The organism is Streptomyces globisporus (assembly GCF_003501885.1).
Taxonomy (GTDB): Bacteria; Actinomycetota; Actinomycetes; order Streptomycetales; family Streptomycetaceae; genus Streptomyces; species Streptomyces globisporus_D.
The window spans coordinates 1-14872 of the sequence record NZ_QWFA01000155.1; the positions used below are offsets into that span (position 1 = coordinate 1).

The window sequence follows — 14872 nt, forward strand, 5'->3', positions numbered from 1 at the left end:
GCGTTCACCACCCCCACCTGCAACCCCGCCCCGTCCCCGCCCACCACCAGCGACCCCGCGGCCTGCCCCTGGCGGACCATCCACAGGATCGTGAAGCCGAGCACCACCAGCCCCGCGAGGGCCACCACGAGCCGCGACCGGAGCACCACGCCCACGATCACCAGCAGCGCCGCCCCCAGGAACGGCAGCAGGATCGAGACCAGCACCCCCGACTCCGCAGGGGTGATCCCCTCGAAGAGGTCCCGCACCCGGTAGTCGTGCCCGGCCCGCCCGCCGTACCAGTCGCGGAACGGGCTCAGCACGGCGGAGGCGGCCCCGGCCAGGGCGACGACGGAGCCGAGGACGTTGCGGATCATCGTCAGCCTCCAGGGGCGTACGTGAACGGCCCCCGCCACCGACGCTACGCCGGGACGATCACCCCCGCCACGCAGACCATGACCGGACCGTGACAGGGTCATGACCTGAACGTGGAGTCCCGCACGGCATGCTGAGGGTCACAACGCACGCCACCGGCTCGATATACGGCAACGAAACTCAAGGGGGGCTGCATCCATGATGCGGCGACAGACGAAGCTCGCGGCGGTCCTGGTCGTGGTGGTGCTCGCGCTCACCGGATTCTCGACCTCCAGCAGCGGCGGCAAGAGCGGAAAGAGCAAGGGCGGCAGTTCGAGCGGCGGCGGCTGCTCCAGCTCGAAGAAGAGCAACAACGGCTACCGCGACACGGACTACAACGACGACGACGACTACGACTACGGCGACAGCTCCTCGTCCTCCGGCTCCTACTCGACCCCGACGCCCACCGCGTCCGACGGCGCACCCGCCGTCCGGGTCATCCGCTGCGCCACGCCGCGCAAGGGCAAGCGCAAGGCGGTCACCTCATCGCTGATCGAGGTCCAGTCGAACGACCGGTACACGCAGGATTACGAGATCGACGTCCGGTTCGTCGACGCCCGCGGCAACACCGTGGACACGGCCGAGGCCACCACGACCCTCGACAGCGGCGACTTCCGGACGCTCACCGTACGCATGGAGAGCCCCGGCAAGGTCTCCCGGGTCAAGCGCTGCGTAGTGACCGCCGAGGTGGTCTGACCGCACGGCACGCCCGCTCACCGCACCCGGGGCTCCCCGCTCGCTCCCCGTGCCCCGAACAGCTCCGCCTGCCGGTCCGGGGGCAGGTTGCCCAGGGTGATCAGCGCCGGGGCCTGGGCCATCGCCTGGGTCCTGGCCGCCTCCTTCGCGGCCCACACCGCCCGGACCGTGCCCTGCACCGCCTCCGTGGGGTAACCGGCGATCACGGCCGCCGACCGCAACGCAGCCGCCACCGCGCCGCCCGGCTCCGTCACCTCGCTGACCAGCCCGACGGCGTACGCCCGCTCGGCGCTCACCCGTTCCGCCGTGCCCATCAGGGACATCCGGGCGACCTCCCCGTACGGCATCCGCTGGGCCATCGCGATCGCCTCGTACGCCGAGACCATCCCGTACGTCGTGTGCGGGTCGAAGAACGTCGCCTCCCGGGACGCGACGACGAACTCCGCCTCGCCCAGCAGGTAGAACGCCCCGCCGCAGGCCATCCCCTCCACCGCCGCGATCACCGGCTTCCACAGGTCGTTCGCCTTGGGCCCGATGCGCAGGAGCGGGTCGTCGACGGCGTACGGGGAGGGAGGCTGCGGGACTTCGGCCCCCCGGTCGATCCCCGTGCAGAAGGCGCGCGTCCCGGCCCCGGCGAGGACGGCGGCCCTGACGCTCTCGTCGTACCGCAACTCCTGCCACAGAGCGGTGAGTTCCCCGGCGGTCTCCAGGTCGATCGCGTTGAGCTTCTCCGCCCGGTCGAGGGTGACGAGCACGACCCCGGCCGTCGCCTCCCGCTCGATACGCAGGGCCACCGCTCACCGCTCCAGGAGCCAGCGGACGAGCGTGACCCCGCCATCGGGGCCCGCCGGGCAGAACGCGGCCCGCACCGGAGCGCCGATCCGCAGCCGCGCCGGGTCGACGGAGTTGAGCGGCGCGTCGCGGGAGGCGACGACGTTCCCGGCCAGGCGGATCTGCGGGGCGTCCGCCAGCTCCACCACCACCGCGTTGTACGGAGCCTGTTCTGTGTATGCGGGAAGGAGCGGCGGATGCGGGACGACGTACGACCAGAGCCGCCCTCGCCCGCTCATCGGCCGCCACTCACTCGCGAAGGACCCGCAGTGCGGGCAGCAGGGCCGGGGCGGGAAACGGAGTTCGCCGCAGGCGGGGGATGCGCAGGCCTGGACGCGGAGTTCGCCCCGGGCGGCGTACTCCCAGAAGGGTGCGCCGTCCTCGTCGACGACGGGCAGCAGCAGGGCATCGGACAGGCTCATGGGATCGCCTCAACTCCTCAGCAGGACAGCGGATGTCGGCACGCCCTCACCGGCGGTGACCAGACAGGTGGCGGCCTCCGGCACCTGGGCGGTGGACGTGCCGCGCAGTTGCTTGACGCCCTCGGTGATGAGGTTGAAGCCGTGGACGTACGCCTCGCTCAACCCGCCCCCGCCGGTGTTGACCGGCAGCCGTCCACCGCTCTCCAGCGCCCCGCCCTCGGTGAACGCGCCGCCCTCGCCGCGCGCGCAGAAGCCGTAGCCCTCCAGGGAGAGCGGGACGAGCGGGGTGAACGCGTCGTAGATCTGGGCCACATGGACGTCGTCCGGTCCGAAGTCGGCCTGTTTCCAGAGCTGTCGGGCTGCCGTCCAGGCGGGGCCGGTGAGCGGGTCGTCGTTCCAGTAGTTGACCATCCCGTGGTGCTGGGCGGGCAGCCCCTGGGCGACGGAGTGGAGATAGACGGGCTTCTGCCGGCAGTCGCGGGCGCGCTCGGCGGAGACGATGACGCAGGCCAACGCCCCGTCCGTCTCCAGGCAGTTGTCGAAGAGGCAGAGGGGTTCGCTGATCCAGCGGGAGGTCATGTACATCTCGCGGGTCAGCGGCCGGTCGTACATGATCGCGGCCGGGTTCTGGTTGGCCCGGTTGCGGCAGGCGAGGGCGACGTTGAAGAGGTGGTCGCGGGTGGCCCCGTACTCGTGCATGTAGCGCCGGGCGAGCATGCCGATCTCGTCGGCGGGCCGGAGGAGCCCGTAGGGGCGGGTCCACTGGGCGGGAGTGGGCAGCTGCGCGGCGGTGTTCTTCCACGGCCGGGGGCCCGACCCGCGCTTCCGCGACCGCCAGGCGACCCCGACGCTCGCCTGCCCGGTGGCTATGGCGGCGGCGAGATGGCCGAGGGTGGCGCAGGAGCCGCCCCCGCCATAGCCCACCTTGCTGAAGAAGGTGACGTCCCCGGCCCCGATCGCCTTGGCGACCTCGACCTCGTCGGTCTCCTCCATGGTGTACGAGGCGAAGCCGTCGACCTCCGACGGGGCGATGCCCGCGTCGTCGAGGGCGGCGAGGATCGCCCGGCAGGCGAGGGTCTTCTCGGACTCCGGGAGCCGTTTCGCGAACGCCGTCTGTCCTATCCCGGCTATCGCCGTCGCGTCCTTGAGCGTCGCCATCCGCTGACCTCCCGCACTGTCGCGCCTGCTGACAGCGGCAGAGGCTACCGTTAATCTGACGGATAGTCAGCTAGTGCGGCGGCGGAAGGCGGGCGCGTGATGCGGGGCGACGAGGAGTGGGGCAGCATCCCGGGGCTGGTGCGGGCGGCGGCGAGGCGGTACGGCCCGGCCGAGGCGGTGGCCGACGGCCGCACCCGGCTCTCGTACGCCGAACTCGGCGACCGGGTGGAGCGCGCGGCGGCCGCGTGCATGGCCGCCGGGGTGGAGCCGGGTGACCGGGTGGCGATCTGGGCCCCGAACACGACGGAGTGGATCGTCTCGGCACTGGGGGCGGTGAGCGCGGGCGCGGTGCTGGTCCCGCTGAACACCCGCTTCAAGGGCGCGGAGGCGGCGCACATCCTGCGGCGCAGCCGGGCGAGGCTGCTGTTCGTCACGGGGACGTTCCTGGGCACGTCGTACGTGGCGTCGCTGCGCCGGGCGGAGGTGAAACTGCCGGACCTGGAGCGGGTGGTGGTGCTGGCGGACACGGCTCCCGAGGACTACACGAGTTGGCCGGACTTCCTGGCGGCGGGGGAAGGGGTGGAGCCCTCGGCCGTACGGGACCGAGCGGCGGCGATCGCCCCTTCGTCCCCCTCAGACATCATCTACACCTCGGGCACGACGGGCGCCCCCAAGGGGGCGGTGATCACCCACGCCCAGACGCTGCGCGCGTACGAGATTTGGAGCGACTTGGCGGGCCTGCGCGAGGGCGACCGCTACCTGATCGTGAACCCGTTCTTCCACACCTTCGGCTACAAGGCGGGGATCATCGCCTGCCTGATGCGGGGGGCGACGATGGTGCCGCAGCCGGTGTTCAACGTGGACACGGTGCTGGCGAACATCGCGGCGGAACGGATCTCGGTCCTGCCCGGACCGCCGACCCTGCACCAGTCCCTGCTGGACCACCCGGCACGCGAGGCGCACGACCTGTCGGCCCTGCGCCAGGTCGTCACCGGGGCGGCGGTGGTCCCCCTCCAGCTGGTGGAGCGCCTGCGCAACGAACTGGGCATCGCCACGGTCCTCACGGCGTACGGCCTCTCCGAGGCGAGCGGCATCGTCACGATGTGCCGCAGGGGCGACGCACCGGAGACCGTGGCGACGACCTCGGGCCGCGCGATCCCCGGCACCGAGATCCGCGTCCTCGCGGACCCGGGCGCGCCGGGCGAGATCCAGGTCCGCGGCTTCCACATCATGACCGGCTACTTCGAGGACCCGGACACGACGGCCGCCACGATGACCGAGGACGGCTGGCTCCGCACGGGCGACGTGGGCGTCCTGGACGCGGCGGGCAATCTGAGGATCACGGACCGGATCAAGGACATGTTCATCGTGGGCGGCTTCAACGCCTACCCGGCCGAGATAGAGCAGCTCCTCGGCCTCCACCCGGACGTGGCCGACGTCGCGGTCATCGGCGTCCCGGACCCCCGCCTCGGCGAGGTCGGCAAGGCGTACGCGGTCCGCCGCCGGGGCGCGACACTCACCGCGGACGACCTGATCGCCTGGTCCCGCCGCGAGATGGCGAACTTCAAGGTCCCGAGAACGGTGGAGTTCGTCCCGGAACTGCCGCGCAACGCGAGCGGCAAGGTGGTGAAGGGGGAGCTGCGGGGGTTGGGGTAGAGGAACGTCCGTTCTGCTTCACCGGATGGGGTGAGCGCGACTGGGGCCCGTCCGGCTTCAGCGGTATGGTCATAGGTATGGCAACCAAGAAGTACACGGTCACCCTGCCGGAGGAGCTGGCGGAGGAGATCCGGGCGGAGGTCGGCCCGGGGGCGTTCAGCGCCTATGTCACGCGGGCCATAGAACGTCAGCGTGAGCATGACCGGCTGGGGGAGCTGGTGGCGCGCCTTGAAGGCGAATACGGACCCGTCACCGATGCCGACCTGGCGGCGGCCGAGGCCGAGCGCCGAGAGATCGAGCAGTGGTTCGCCGAGCAGGAGGCGGACACCCCCGCACGTCGGGGCGCGGCGGCCGCGTGATGCCGGACATCACCTACGTACTGGACTGCGAGGCAGTCTCGCGGGCGGCCCTCGGAAACCCGGAGATGAAGGGCCGCCTCAAGGACGCCCACCGGGCGGGCGTCCGTGTGGTGACCAGCTCGATGACCCTGATCGAGGCGTACCACAGCAAGATCCGGCGGCCGGTGTGGGACTGGGCGATGTCCGGGATGGTCGTCGAGCCCGTCACCCAGGACATCGCCGACGAGGCGATCCGTCTCCTGCGCGAGGCCGGCCTGCACGGCCACAAGTACGCCATCGACGCCGCGCTCGCCGCGATCGCGAACCGTCAGCCGGGCCGGACCGCGCTCTTCACGTCCGACGTGGACGACCTGGGCAAGCTGTGCGGGGCGAGGGTGCAGTTGCGGGCCCTGTAGGCGCGGTCCCCGACATGCAGGAGGGGCCCGAGCGTTTCCCCCGTCTCGGGCCCCTCACCTATTGGTCATCTCAGGTGGCGTGCTGGTCCTGAGTGGTGGCGTCGCCACCGGTGGCGTGCTGGTCCTGAGTGGTGACGGGGACGTCACCGGTGGCGTGCTGATCGGCCAGGGCCGGAGAAGCTGAGCCGAGGCCGAGAGCCACCGCGAACGCGGCGGCGACAAACGTCTTCTTGGTGCGGGTCATTCCCACTCCTGTGGTGTGGCGAGCTTCTGGACGTGAAGTGACGCTAGTGACAGGGGGGGGGCGATTGCGGTACCCCTGTGGCGGGAAGCGGTCGAACGATGGCGCGATTACGTGAGCAGGTCGTTCCTGGACATGCCGCGGCCGCGGCGGCTCCCCCTCGGTGCCACCGCGGCCGCTCCCCCGTATCCCCGTCGGGAAGGTCTAGGCGGGCTCGCCCGTCGCGTGGTTGTCGAGCGGCTTGACCGTGCCGCCGGTGGCGTGGTTGTCCAGCGGCTTCAGCACACCACCTGTCGCGTGGTTGTCCTGCGTCGTAGCTTCCCCGCCGGTGGCGTGGTTGTCGAGCGGCTTCACGACCGGCTTCTTCTGCGCATCGCTCATGGTGTTCTCCAGCTCCCTGAATGGCTGTGCTCGGACTCGACGAGCCCGCCCGGCAACTCCCCCGTCGGGTTGCCGGGCAGGTGTCGTTCGGCCGTTCAACCTACCTCTGCGGCCGAGGCCGGCCCGTCTGCCCCCCGACGCGACGGAACGACTGGAACCACCATGTCGGGGCGCGATAAACGAATGATGAACGCCTCGCGGGCTCACGCGGGCAGCGTCGGCGCCAGCAACTTCCGTACGGCTTCGACCTCCGCCGAACCGAGCGTCTCGTATATGTCCAGCGCCTCACGCCAGCACACCTGGGCCCGGCCCGGCTGGCCGATGTCTTTCAGTGCCTGGCCCAGGACGGTGAGGACATTGCCGCGCCGCCACTCCCCTCCGATGCCGCGCAGCACCGCGAGAGCCTGCTCGGCCTTCGTGGCGGCCTGAGCCGGAAGACCGGCGGCCAGATCCACCTCCGCGAGACGGAACGTCGCCATACCCTCCCAGAGGCGCTGTCGGCTGTCCCGGAACACCGCCAGCGCGTTGTGGAGCTGCTCCGTCGCATCGGCGAACCGGCCGCTCTGCGTGAGAGCCAGGCCGAGAGCGTAACGGCCGTTCGCACCGCGCAGCGCGTGGCCCAGCTCGTCGTAGATGTCTATGCCCTGCTGGGCCAGGGCCACCGCGCTCGTGGTGTTCCCCATCGCCAGATGGATGCGGGAGAGGTTGCACAGGGCGCTCGCCTCGCCCGGGCGGTTGCCGTCGGCCCGGAAGTTGGCGATGGCTTGCTCCAGATACGCCTCTCCCTCCGCATGGCGGTTCTGGTACAGCGCGATGATGCCGAGGTCGTTCGGAGCCCAGCAGCTCGGCAGCGGATCGTCCACGGCGCGGGCGAGCCGCATGGCACGCTGTGCGTCCCGCTCCGCCTGGTCGAAACGGCCCGCGACCAGACGCGCGTTGGTGAGCGTGATCAGCGCCCGCCCCTCGGCCCGCGCGTCGTCGCTGGACCGCGCCAGATCGCGCATCGTGATCGCCGCGGCCTCGTACTGCTTGGAGTTCGCGCCCGACTCCGCGAGGTCCTTGGTGGCCCAGAGCAGATCGACCGCCCGGCGCACCGCACCGGGCCCCGACGACTGACGTACGCAGGCGAGCAGGGAGTTGGCCTCCGTGTAGAGCCAGTCCTGAGCGCTGTGCCGGTCGGCGAACGTCAGCCCGCTGTACTGCGTGGGCTCCCGGTGATCGGCCAACCGGTCTCCCGGCCGCTCCAGCGCGTACACCCCCGCCGCCGTGGCCAGGTAGAAGTCCAGCAGCCGCGACAACGCCGACTCCCGCTCCACCGCCCGCTCGTCCCGCTCCGCGCACGCACGCGCGTAGAGGCGCACCAGGTCGTGGTAGCGGTAGCGGCCCGGGGCGGCGGATTCCACCAGGCTCGTGTCGACCAGGGCCTCCAGGAGGTCTTCCGCCGCGGCGGGTCCAGGTTCAGCAGGGCGGCCGCCGCGGCCAGGGAGATGTCGGGGCCGTCCGCGAGGCCCAGGAGGCGGAAGGCCCGGGCCTGGGCCGGTTCCAGTTGGCCGTAGCCGAGTTCGAATGTGGCCTTCACGGCGAGGTCCCCCGCCTGGAGCTCGTCCAGGCGGCGGCGTTCGTCGGCGAGCTTCGCGGCGAGGACCGACACCGTCCAGGTGCGGCGCGCCGCCAGGCGGGAGGCGGCGATGCGGATGGCCAGAGGCAGGAAGCCGCACGCGGCCACCACGTCCAGGGCCGCCTCCCGCTCCGAGCCCACCCGCTCCGCGCCCACGATCCGGGTGAAGAGCTGGAGCGCCTCCTCCGGCGACATCACGTCCAGGTCCACCAGATGCGCCCCGGCCAGGTCCACCATCCGCACCCGGCTCGTCACCAGCGCCGCGCACCCCGGCGTACCGGGCAGCAACGGGCGGATCTGGGCGGCGTCATGGGCGTTGTCGAGGAGGATCAGGATGCGGCGGCCGTCCAGCGTCGAGCGGTACAGCGCGGCCCGCTCGTCCAGCGTGTCCGGGATCGCCGAGTCCGCCGTGCCCAGCGCGCGCAGGAACGAGCCGAGGACCGTCTCCGGCTCCGCCGCCCGCGCCCCCGCGCCCTGGAGGTCGACGTACAACTGCCCGTCCGGGAAGTGCCGACGGGCCTGGTGGGCGACGTGCACCGCCAGTGTCGTCTTGCCCACGCCGCCGATCCCGGCCACGGCCGAGACCGCCATGACCGACCCTTCCGCCGTGGCCAGCCGGCTGCCCAGCTCCGCCACGAACGCGGACCGGCCGGTGAAGTCGGGCACCGTGGCCGGGAGCTGCGCGGGGCGCAGAGGGGCCGGCGCGGGCGCCGGTTCGTCCGCCGGGCGGGCCAGCTCCTCGTCGGCGCGCAGGATCCGCTGCTGGAGCTGGGCCAGTTCGGGGCGCGGGTCGACGCCCAGCTCCTCCGCGAGGAGCCGACGGGTGTCCGCGTACACCGCGAGGGCCTCGGCCTGCCGGCCGCTGCGGTACAGCGCGACCATCAGCAGCTCGCGCAGCCGCTCCCGCAGAGGGTGCGCCGCGGTCAGCGCGGTCAGCTCGGAGACGGCCTCCGCGTGGCAGCCGACCTCCAGGTCCAGGTCGAGCCTCGTCTCGGTGAGCTGGAGCCGCCACTCCTCCAGCCGGGTCCGCTGGTTGTCCGCGTACGGGCCGGGAACGGAGGCCAGCGCCTCGCCGTCCCACAGGCCCAGCACCTTGTTGATCAGGGTGCGCGCCTGGCACCGGTCCCCGGCCGCCCGCGCCTTCTCCGCCTCGGCCGCCAGGTCCTGGGCCAGGGTGAGATCCAGCGCGCCCCGGTCGATCCGGATCGCGTACCCGCCGGACTCGCTCACCAGCGTGTCCTGGCCCAGGATCTTGCGCAGCCGGGAGGCGTACGTCCGGATCGTGGCCAGCGCCTGCGAGGGCGGGTCCTCGCCCCAGAACGCGTCGATCAGCTCGCCCGCGGTGGCCGTCCGCCCCTCGCGCAGCAGCAGCGCGGTCAGCAGGGCGCGCTGCTGGGGCGAGCCGGAGGAGAGCAGATCCGAGCCCCGCCAGGCCCGTACGGGGCCGAGCACGGTGAACCTGAGGGCGTCCGCCGAACCCGGTTTCTCCGGAGCACGCTGCTCCGGTACGCGCACGCGTGGCCCGCTGTCACGGTCCATTGATGCCCCCTGTCCTGCTCGCCTGCCGGTCCCGCTCGTCTGCGGATCCTGCCGGTGGTGCCCGCGCCCGAATGTCCGCCCTGCGCCGAAGTGCGGTGTGCATCCGGATGGCGCGGTACCGCTGGTATCGCGCTCAACAGTCTGCCTTGTCTCGGGCGGACTCGTCAGCAGTGGGTGACGCTCTGCACAAGCCCTCGACAACGATTCGGGAACCATGCCCCGCGCCCTGCCCGACCTGAATGCGCGCACGCTTGCTGACGGGTCGTCAGATCGGCGCTACCGTGGAACGCATGGAGACCTTCCCGAAGATCATCTCGGTGGACGACCACACGGTGGAGCCCGCTCATGTCTGGCGGGACCGGCTCCCGTCCAGGTACGCGGACTCCGGCCCGCGCATCGTTCGCGCGCCCCTGAAGGAAATGACCTTCCTGGGCGGCAAGTTCGCGCCCGTCATGGGTGCCAAGGGCGACGACGGGCCGGTGGGCGACTGGTGGGTGTACGAGGACCTGCACCGCCCGCTCACCCGCCTGGACACCGCCGTCGGCTACGACAGGGACGAGATAAGGCTGGAGATCATCACCTACGAGCAGATGCGCCCCGGCTCCTTCTCGGTCCCGGACCGGCTCGCCGACATGGACGTCAACCACGTCCAGTCCGCGCTCTGTTTCCCGACCTTCCCGCGCTTCTGCGGGCAGACGTTCACCGAGGCCAAGGACCGCGAACTGGGGCTCCTGGGGGTGCGCGCGTACAACGACTGGATGGTCGAGGAGTGGTGCGGCCCCGAGGCGCACGGCCGCCTCATCCCTCTCACCCTCATCCCGCTCTGGGACGCGGAACTCGCCGCCGCCGAGGTACGGCGCAATGCCGCGCGGGGCGTGCGCGCCGTCGCGTTCTCCGAGATACCTCCCCATCTCGGGCTTCCGTCCATACATGCGGACGACTGGGATCCGCTCCTCGCGGCCTGCGACGAGACGGGCACCGTCATCGCCATGCACATCGGCTCCTCGTCGCGGATGCCGTCCACCTCCGCCGATGCCCCGCCCGCCGTCGGCTCCACGATCACCTTCGCCAACTGCTGCTTCTCGATGGTCGACTGGCTGATGAGCGGCAAGTTCGAACGCTTCCCCAACCTGAAGATCATGTATGCGGAGGGGCAGATCGGCTGGATCCCCTACATCCTGGAACGCGCCGACGTGGTCTGGGAGGAGAACCGCGCCTGGGGCGGCGTCGCCGACAAGGTCCACCGCCCGCCGTCCGAACTCTTCGCCGAGCACGTCTACGGCTGCTTCTTCGACGACGCCTTCGGGCTGAAGAACCTCGACGCGATCGGCGTCGGCAACGTCCTGTACGAGACGGACTACCCGCACTCCGACTCCACCTGGCCCCGCTCCCGCGAGGTCGGCGAGGAGCAGATGGGCCACCTCGCCCCGGACGTCGTCGACCGGATCGTGCGCGGCAACGCCATCGAGCTGCTGGGGCTCACGGAGGACGGGCTCTGGGCGGGCCCCTGAGCCTGCGGTGGGTACGAGGAGGAGACCGCGACCCCCTCCCCATACCTGCGGGCCGCGTCAGGCCTTCGCCACCGGCTCCTGAAGTTCCGTCACCCACTGCTCCCGGTCCGGCGGGCACTCCAGGTTGACCTCGCGGGCGTACCCCGTGGAGCGGTAGCCGTTGGCCTCCAGCCAGCGGGCCAGGGTGTTGGCCGCCGGCAGTACGCCGTCCATCGCGCCCCGGTGCACGATCGCCGCCGCCACGAACGCCGGCAGCTCCACCACCCGCACCCCCGTGTCCCCGACCGCGCCCACCGGGGCCGACACCGTCACCCCGGCGTGCACGACGATCCCGCCGCCCCCGGGCTCGTCCTCGTACCGCGCGATCCCGGGGCCGGTGGGCCGGACGCCCGCGCCCTCCAGGAGCGGGAAGAGCCGCTCGTACAGCGGACCGATCACCGGCCCGATGTCCTCGGGCTGGTAGCCGGCGGCCGTTCCGGTCAGCTCGGCCACCCGGACCGCCGGAACGGTCTTGATCACGACGTCGTCGGCAGGCATGTGCCCCTCGCTCTCGATCGACCGGAGCCTCGCCTCGACCCGGGCCAGCCGCGCCGAAGCGGCCGCCACCGCCTCCGCCAGCTCGGCCCGGCGCAGCCGCAGCATGCCGCGCAGCTCCTCGGGGCCCACCTGCTCGTCCAGGACCGCCCCCACCTGCTGGAGCGTGAAGCCGAGGTCCTTGAGCGCGATGATCCGGTTGAGCCGGGCGAGCTGGGCCGCGCCGTAGAGGCGGTAGCCGGTGGCGGGGTCGGTGCGGTCCGGGCGCAGCAGCCCGATGGCGTCGTAGTGACGCAGCATCCGGGGCGACACCCGCCCGTACCTGGCGAAGTCTCCGATGGTGAACATGATGGCTCCACTGCAGCCCTTCACACGGGGTCAAGGTCAAGCGGTACCGGGTTGCGGGTCGTATACAGGCAGGAGCCCCGTTCCTCCGCCGAAGCGGGGGAGCGGGGCTCCTTGGGTACTGCTATGTGCGGCCGCGATCGGCCGACCCGGGCAACTAGGCCGGGGTGACGTTCTCAGCCTGCGGACCCTTGGGTCCCTGAGTGACGTCGAAGTTCACGACCTGGTTCTCCTCGAGGGAGCGGAACCCGGACGCGTTGATCGCGGAGTAGTGAACGAAGACATCCGGGCCGCCGCCGTCCTGGGCGATGAAGCCGAAGCCCTTTTCAGCGTTGAACCACTTGACGGTTCCGGTAGCCATAAGCCCTCCTTGGGCCAAAGGGTTGCCCTGCTCCAGAACCTGCAAACAAGTCTGAAAACTACAAAAGCCTGCGGGTTACATGCTCCGCAGGCTCTGTACTGCAAGGGAAACCAAACTGCAACTTGCGGGCGAGCCTAGCACGCAGTCTCCGGAGAGCGGTAGAGGGAAAGATCACTTCACCCGAAGGTTTGATCGCCCCGCCGGGCGTCCCGCGAGAGGTCCGTGAAAAGGGGGTGCGCGGGCCCCGGTGGTGCCCGTGGCCGGACGCGGGTCTAGCCTCGCGATGTGGACAATTCAACCGTCTCCCCCCGCGAAGGCGACGACCGTCGCAGCCGGCCCCGCGTCGGCCACATCCAGTTCCTGAACTGCCTCCCCCTCTACTGGGGCCTGGCGCGGACGGGAACCCTGCTCGACCTGGAGCTCTCCAAGGACACCCCGGAGCGGCTCAGCGAGCAGCTGATCAGGGGAGACCTGGACATCGGCCCGGTCACCCTCGTGGAGTACCTGCGCAACGCCGACGACCTGGTCGCCTTCCCCGACATCGCGGTCGGCTGCGACGGGCCCGTCATGTCCTGCGTGATCGTCTCCCAGCTCCCGCTGGAGCAGCTCGACCGGGCCCGGGTGGCGCTCGGCTCGACCTCCCGCACCTCGGTGCGGCTGGCCCAGCTGCTGCTGGCCGAGCGCTACGGCGTCCGGCCCGACTACTACACCTGCCCGCCGGACCTGGGCCTGATGATGCAGGAGGCGGACGCCGCCGTGCTGATCGGTGACGCCGCGCTGCGCGCCAATCTGCACGACGCCCCCCGGCTCGGGCTCCAGGTCCACGACCTGGGCCAGATGTGGAAGGAGTGGACGGGGCTGCCGTTCGTCTTCGCCGTCTGGGCGGCCCGCAAGGACTTCCTCGCCGCGCACCCCGACCGGGCGGCCCAGGTCCACGAGGCGTTCCTGGCCTCCCGGGACCTCTCCCTGGAGGAGGTCACCAAGGTCGCGGAGCAGGCGGCCCGCTGGGAGGCCTTCGACGCGAAGGTGCTGGAGCAGTACTTCACGACGCTCGACTTCCGCTTCGGCCCGGACCAGCTGGCCGGCGTCCGCGAGTTCGCCCGCCGTACGGGTGCGGACACCGGCTACCCGGCGGACGTCCGGGTGGAGCTGCTCGGCGGCTGAGGTACGGACCGGGGATATGGGGAATTCCCTTTCCCCTTCCCGGAGAGGTCTGCCGGATAGGCGTACCGGGCAGGGAATGGTGGGCGGCGGAACAACACATTCGCGCCTTTCCCCGGGGCGAAAAGATCCCCTCCTGACCGGAGAAGGGGGAATGGTCCGGCCGTTTCCCGGTGACCGTGCCGGTGACGCCCCCTAGGCTTCGGTCCGGGTCCGGACCGACCACAGGGATTACCGTCCACGGTTTCACCGTCCGCAGGGTTCACAGGGGGAGTCCATATGCAGCCGCTGGAAGCGGGCGAACCGCACACCATCGGTGCCTACCGGCTGCTCGGCAGGCTCGGCGCGGGCGGGATGGGCCGGGTCTATCTCGGCCGCAGCGCGGGCGGACGCACGGTCGCGGTCAAGGTGGTCCACCCCCACTTCGCCCTCGACGAGCAGTTCCGCGCCCGGTTCCGGCGCGAGGTGGAGTCCGCCCGGCGCATCGGCGCGCAGTGGACGGCCCCGGTCCTGGACGCCGACCCGGACGCCCCGGTGCCGTGGGTGGCCACCGGTTACGTCGCAGGTCCCCCGCTCTCCCAGGCGATCACCGAGCACGGCCCGCTGCCAGAACACGCGGTACGCACTCTGGGCGCGGGCCTGGCCGAGGCGCTCGCCGTCGTCCACGGGCAGGGCATCGTCCACCGCGATGTGAAGCCCTCCAACGTGCTGCTCGCCCTGGACGGCCCCCGCCTCATCGACTTCGGTATCGCCCGGGCACTCGGCGCGACCGTCTCGCTCACCTCCACCGGGGTCTCCGTCGGCTCGCCCGGCTACATGGCGCCCGAGCAGATCCGCGGCCGGGACGTCTCCGGCGCGGCCGACGTCTTCTCACTGGGCGCGGTCCTCGCGTACGCGGCGACGGGCGCCGCCCCCTTTCCGGGCGACTCCTCCGCCGTGCTCCTCTACAAGGTGGTCCACGAGGAACCCGAACTGGGCGATCTGGAGGGCGAGCTGCGCGAGGTGGTCGCGGGCTGCCTCGCCAAGGACCCGGCGGCCCGGCCCGCCCCGGCCGACCTCGCCCGTGCCCTCGCTCCCGGCGGGGCGGCGGCGATGGTGGCGGGCGGCTGGCTGCCGGGCCGGCTGGTGCGCGAGGTGAGCCGGTCCGCGGTGGCGCTGCTGGACCTGGAACCGCAGGACGCCCCGGTGCAGTCGGGGCCGGTGCCGTTCAGCAGCGCGTCGTTGGGAGCGGGGGCCGGGGCGGGGGCCTGGGCCGGGCATCGCCCCTGGCC

The 14872-nt window shown here is 71.7% G+C and carries 14 protein-coding genes and 2 pseudogenes; 7 read left to right on the forward strand and 9 right to left on the reverse strand.

Translation table 11 applies throughout. From position 1 onward, the window contains the following. Positions 1-356 (reverse strand): annotated as a pseudogene (locus tag D3105_RS24900) (hypothetical protein); the annotation flags it as partial. 196 nt (positions 357-552) lie between these two features. Between D3105_RS24900 and D3105_RS24905 the strand changes: the two are divergent. Next, entirely contained in the window at positions 553-1089 is a 537-nt protein-coding gene (locus tag D3105_RS24905) for a hypothetical protein (RefSeq protein ID WP_118905272.1), read from the forward strand. 17 nt (positions 1090-1106) lie between these two features. Here the strand turns inward: D3105_RS24905 and D3105_RS24910 are convergent, their stop codons facing one another. The 3 genes from D3105_RS24910 to D3105_RS24920 are packed head-to-tail and all read right to left on the reverse strand — an operon-like array spanning position 1107 to position 3500. Continuing rightward, positions 1107-1883: an enoyl-CoA hydratase/isomerase family protein gene (locus D3105_RS24910; protein ID WP_118905273.1), complete on the reverse strand. Its 777-nt coding sequence runs from the start codon at positions 1881-1883 to the stop codon at positions 1107-1109. Between the two features lie 3 nt (positions 1884-1886). Next, on the reverse strand, positions 1887-2342 hold the full coding sequence (locus D3105_RS24915; RefSeq protein WP_118905274.1) for a Zn-ribbon domain-containing OB-fold protein: 456 nt from the start codon (positions 2340-2342) through the stop codon (positions 1887-1889). Positions 2343-2351: 9 nt separating this feature from the next. Next, entirely contained in the window at positions 2352-3500 is a 1149-nt protein-coding gene (locus tag D3105_RS24920) for a lipid-transfer protein (protein WP_118905275.1), read from the reverse strand. Positions 3501-3599: 99 nt separating this feature from the next. On the opposite strand from D3105_RS24920, the gene D3105_RS24925 reads away from it, so the two are divergent. From D3105_RS24925 to D3105_RS24935, 3 genes are all read left to right on the forward strand, one after another. After that, a complete protein-coding gene (locus D3105_RS24925; protein WP_118905276.1) occupies positions 3600-5156 on the forward strand; it encodes a FadD3 family acyl-CoA ligase in 1557 nt (518 codons plus the stop codon). A gap of 77 nt (positions 5157-5233) precedes the next feature. Then, the gene (locus D3105_RS24930) at positions 5234-5515 is read left to right on the forward strand and encodes a hypothetical protein (protein WP_010071760.1); all 282 of its coding nucleotides are present in this window, start codon (positions 5234-5236) and stop codon (positions 5513-5515) included. Next, entirely contained in the window at positions 5515-5910 is a 396-nt protein-coding gene (locus tag D3105_RS24935) for a hypothetical protein (protein ID WP_118905277.1), read from the forward strand. Before D3105_RS24930 ends, D3105_RS24935 begins: the two co-directional genes overlap by 1 nt. Before the next feature lie 70 nt (positions 5911-5980). Here D3105_RS24935 and D3105_RS34690 read toward each other — a convergent pair whose 3' ends face one another. The 3 genes and pseudogenes from D3105_RS34690 to D3105_RS24940 all read right to left on the reverse strand — a co-directional run bounded on the left by D3105_RS34690 (position 5981) and on the right by D3105_RS24940 (position 9689). Next, positions 5981-6154 carry a hypothetical protein gene (locus tag D3105_RS34690; protein ID WP_165891076.1) on the reverse strand — a complete coding sequence of 58 codons (174 nt, stop codon included), beginning with the start codon at positions 6152-6154 and terminating at the stop codon, positions 5981-5983. A 201-nt stretch (positions 6155-6355) separates the two neighbouring features. Continuing rightward, a complete protein-coding gene (locus D3105_RS34695) occupies positions 6356-6532 on the reverse strand; it encodes a hypothetical protein (RefSeq protein WP_007451789.1) in 177 nt (58 codons plus the stop codon). Positions 6533-6735: 203 nt separating this feature from the next. After that, positions 6736-9689 (reverse strand): annotated as a pseudogene (locus D3105_RS24940) (AfsR/SARP family transcriptional regulator). Between the two features lie 290 nt (positions 9690-9979). Between D3105_RS24940 and D3105_RS24945 the strand changes: the two are divergent. After that, positions 9980-11200 carry an amidohydrolase family protein gene (locus D3105_RS24945; protein ID WP_118905278.1) on the forward strand — a complete coding sequence of 407 codons (1221 nt, stop codon included), beginning with the start codon at positions 9980-9982 and terminating at the stop codon, positions 11198-11200. 57 nt (positions 11201-11257) lie between these two features. Here D3105_RS24945 and D3105_RS24950 read toward each other — a convergent pair whose 3' ends face one another. Together D3105_RS24950 and D3105_RS24955 are read right to left on the reverse strand one after the other, a co-directional pair. Next, a complete protein-coding gene (locus D3105_RS24950) occupies positions 11258-12082 on the reverse strand; it encodes a MerR family transcriptional regulator (RefSeq protein ID WP_118905279.1) in 825 nt (274 codons plus the stop codon). A gap of 154 nt (positions 12083-12236) precedes the next feature. After that, positions 12237-12440, reverse strand: a complete 204-nt coding sequence (locus D3105_RS24955; protein ID WP_003967102.1) for a cold-shock protein — start codon at positions 12438-12440, stop codon at positions 12237-12239. A gap of 285 nt (positions 12441-12725) precedes the next feature. On the opposite strand from D3105_RS24955, the gene D3105_RS24960 reads away from it, so the two are divergent. Both D3105_RS24960 and D3105_RS24965 read left to right on the forward strand, forming a co-directional pair. Beyond that, on the forward strand, positions 12726-13604 hold the full coding sequence (locus D3105_RS24960; protein ID WP_030799089.1) for a menaquinone biosynthetic enzyme MqnA/MqnD family protein: 879 nt from the start codon (positions 12726-12728) through the stop codon (positions 13602-13604). A 276-nt stretch (positions 13605-13880) separates the two neighbouring features. Further along, on the forward strand, positions 13881-14872 hold a 992-nt coding region (locus D3105_RS24965), incomplete at its 3' end, for a serine/threonine-protein kinase (protein WP_133305706.1).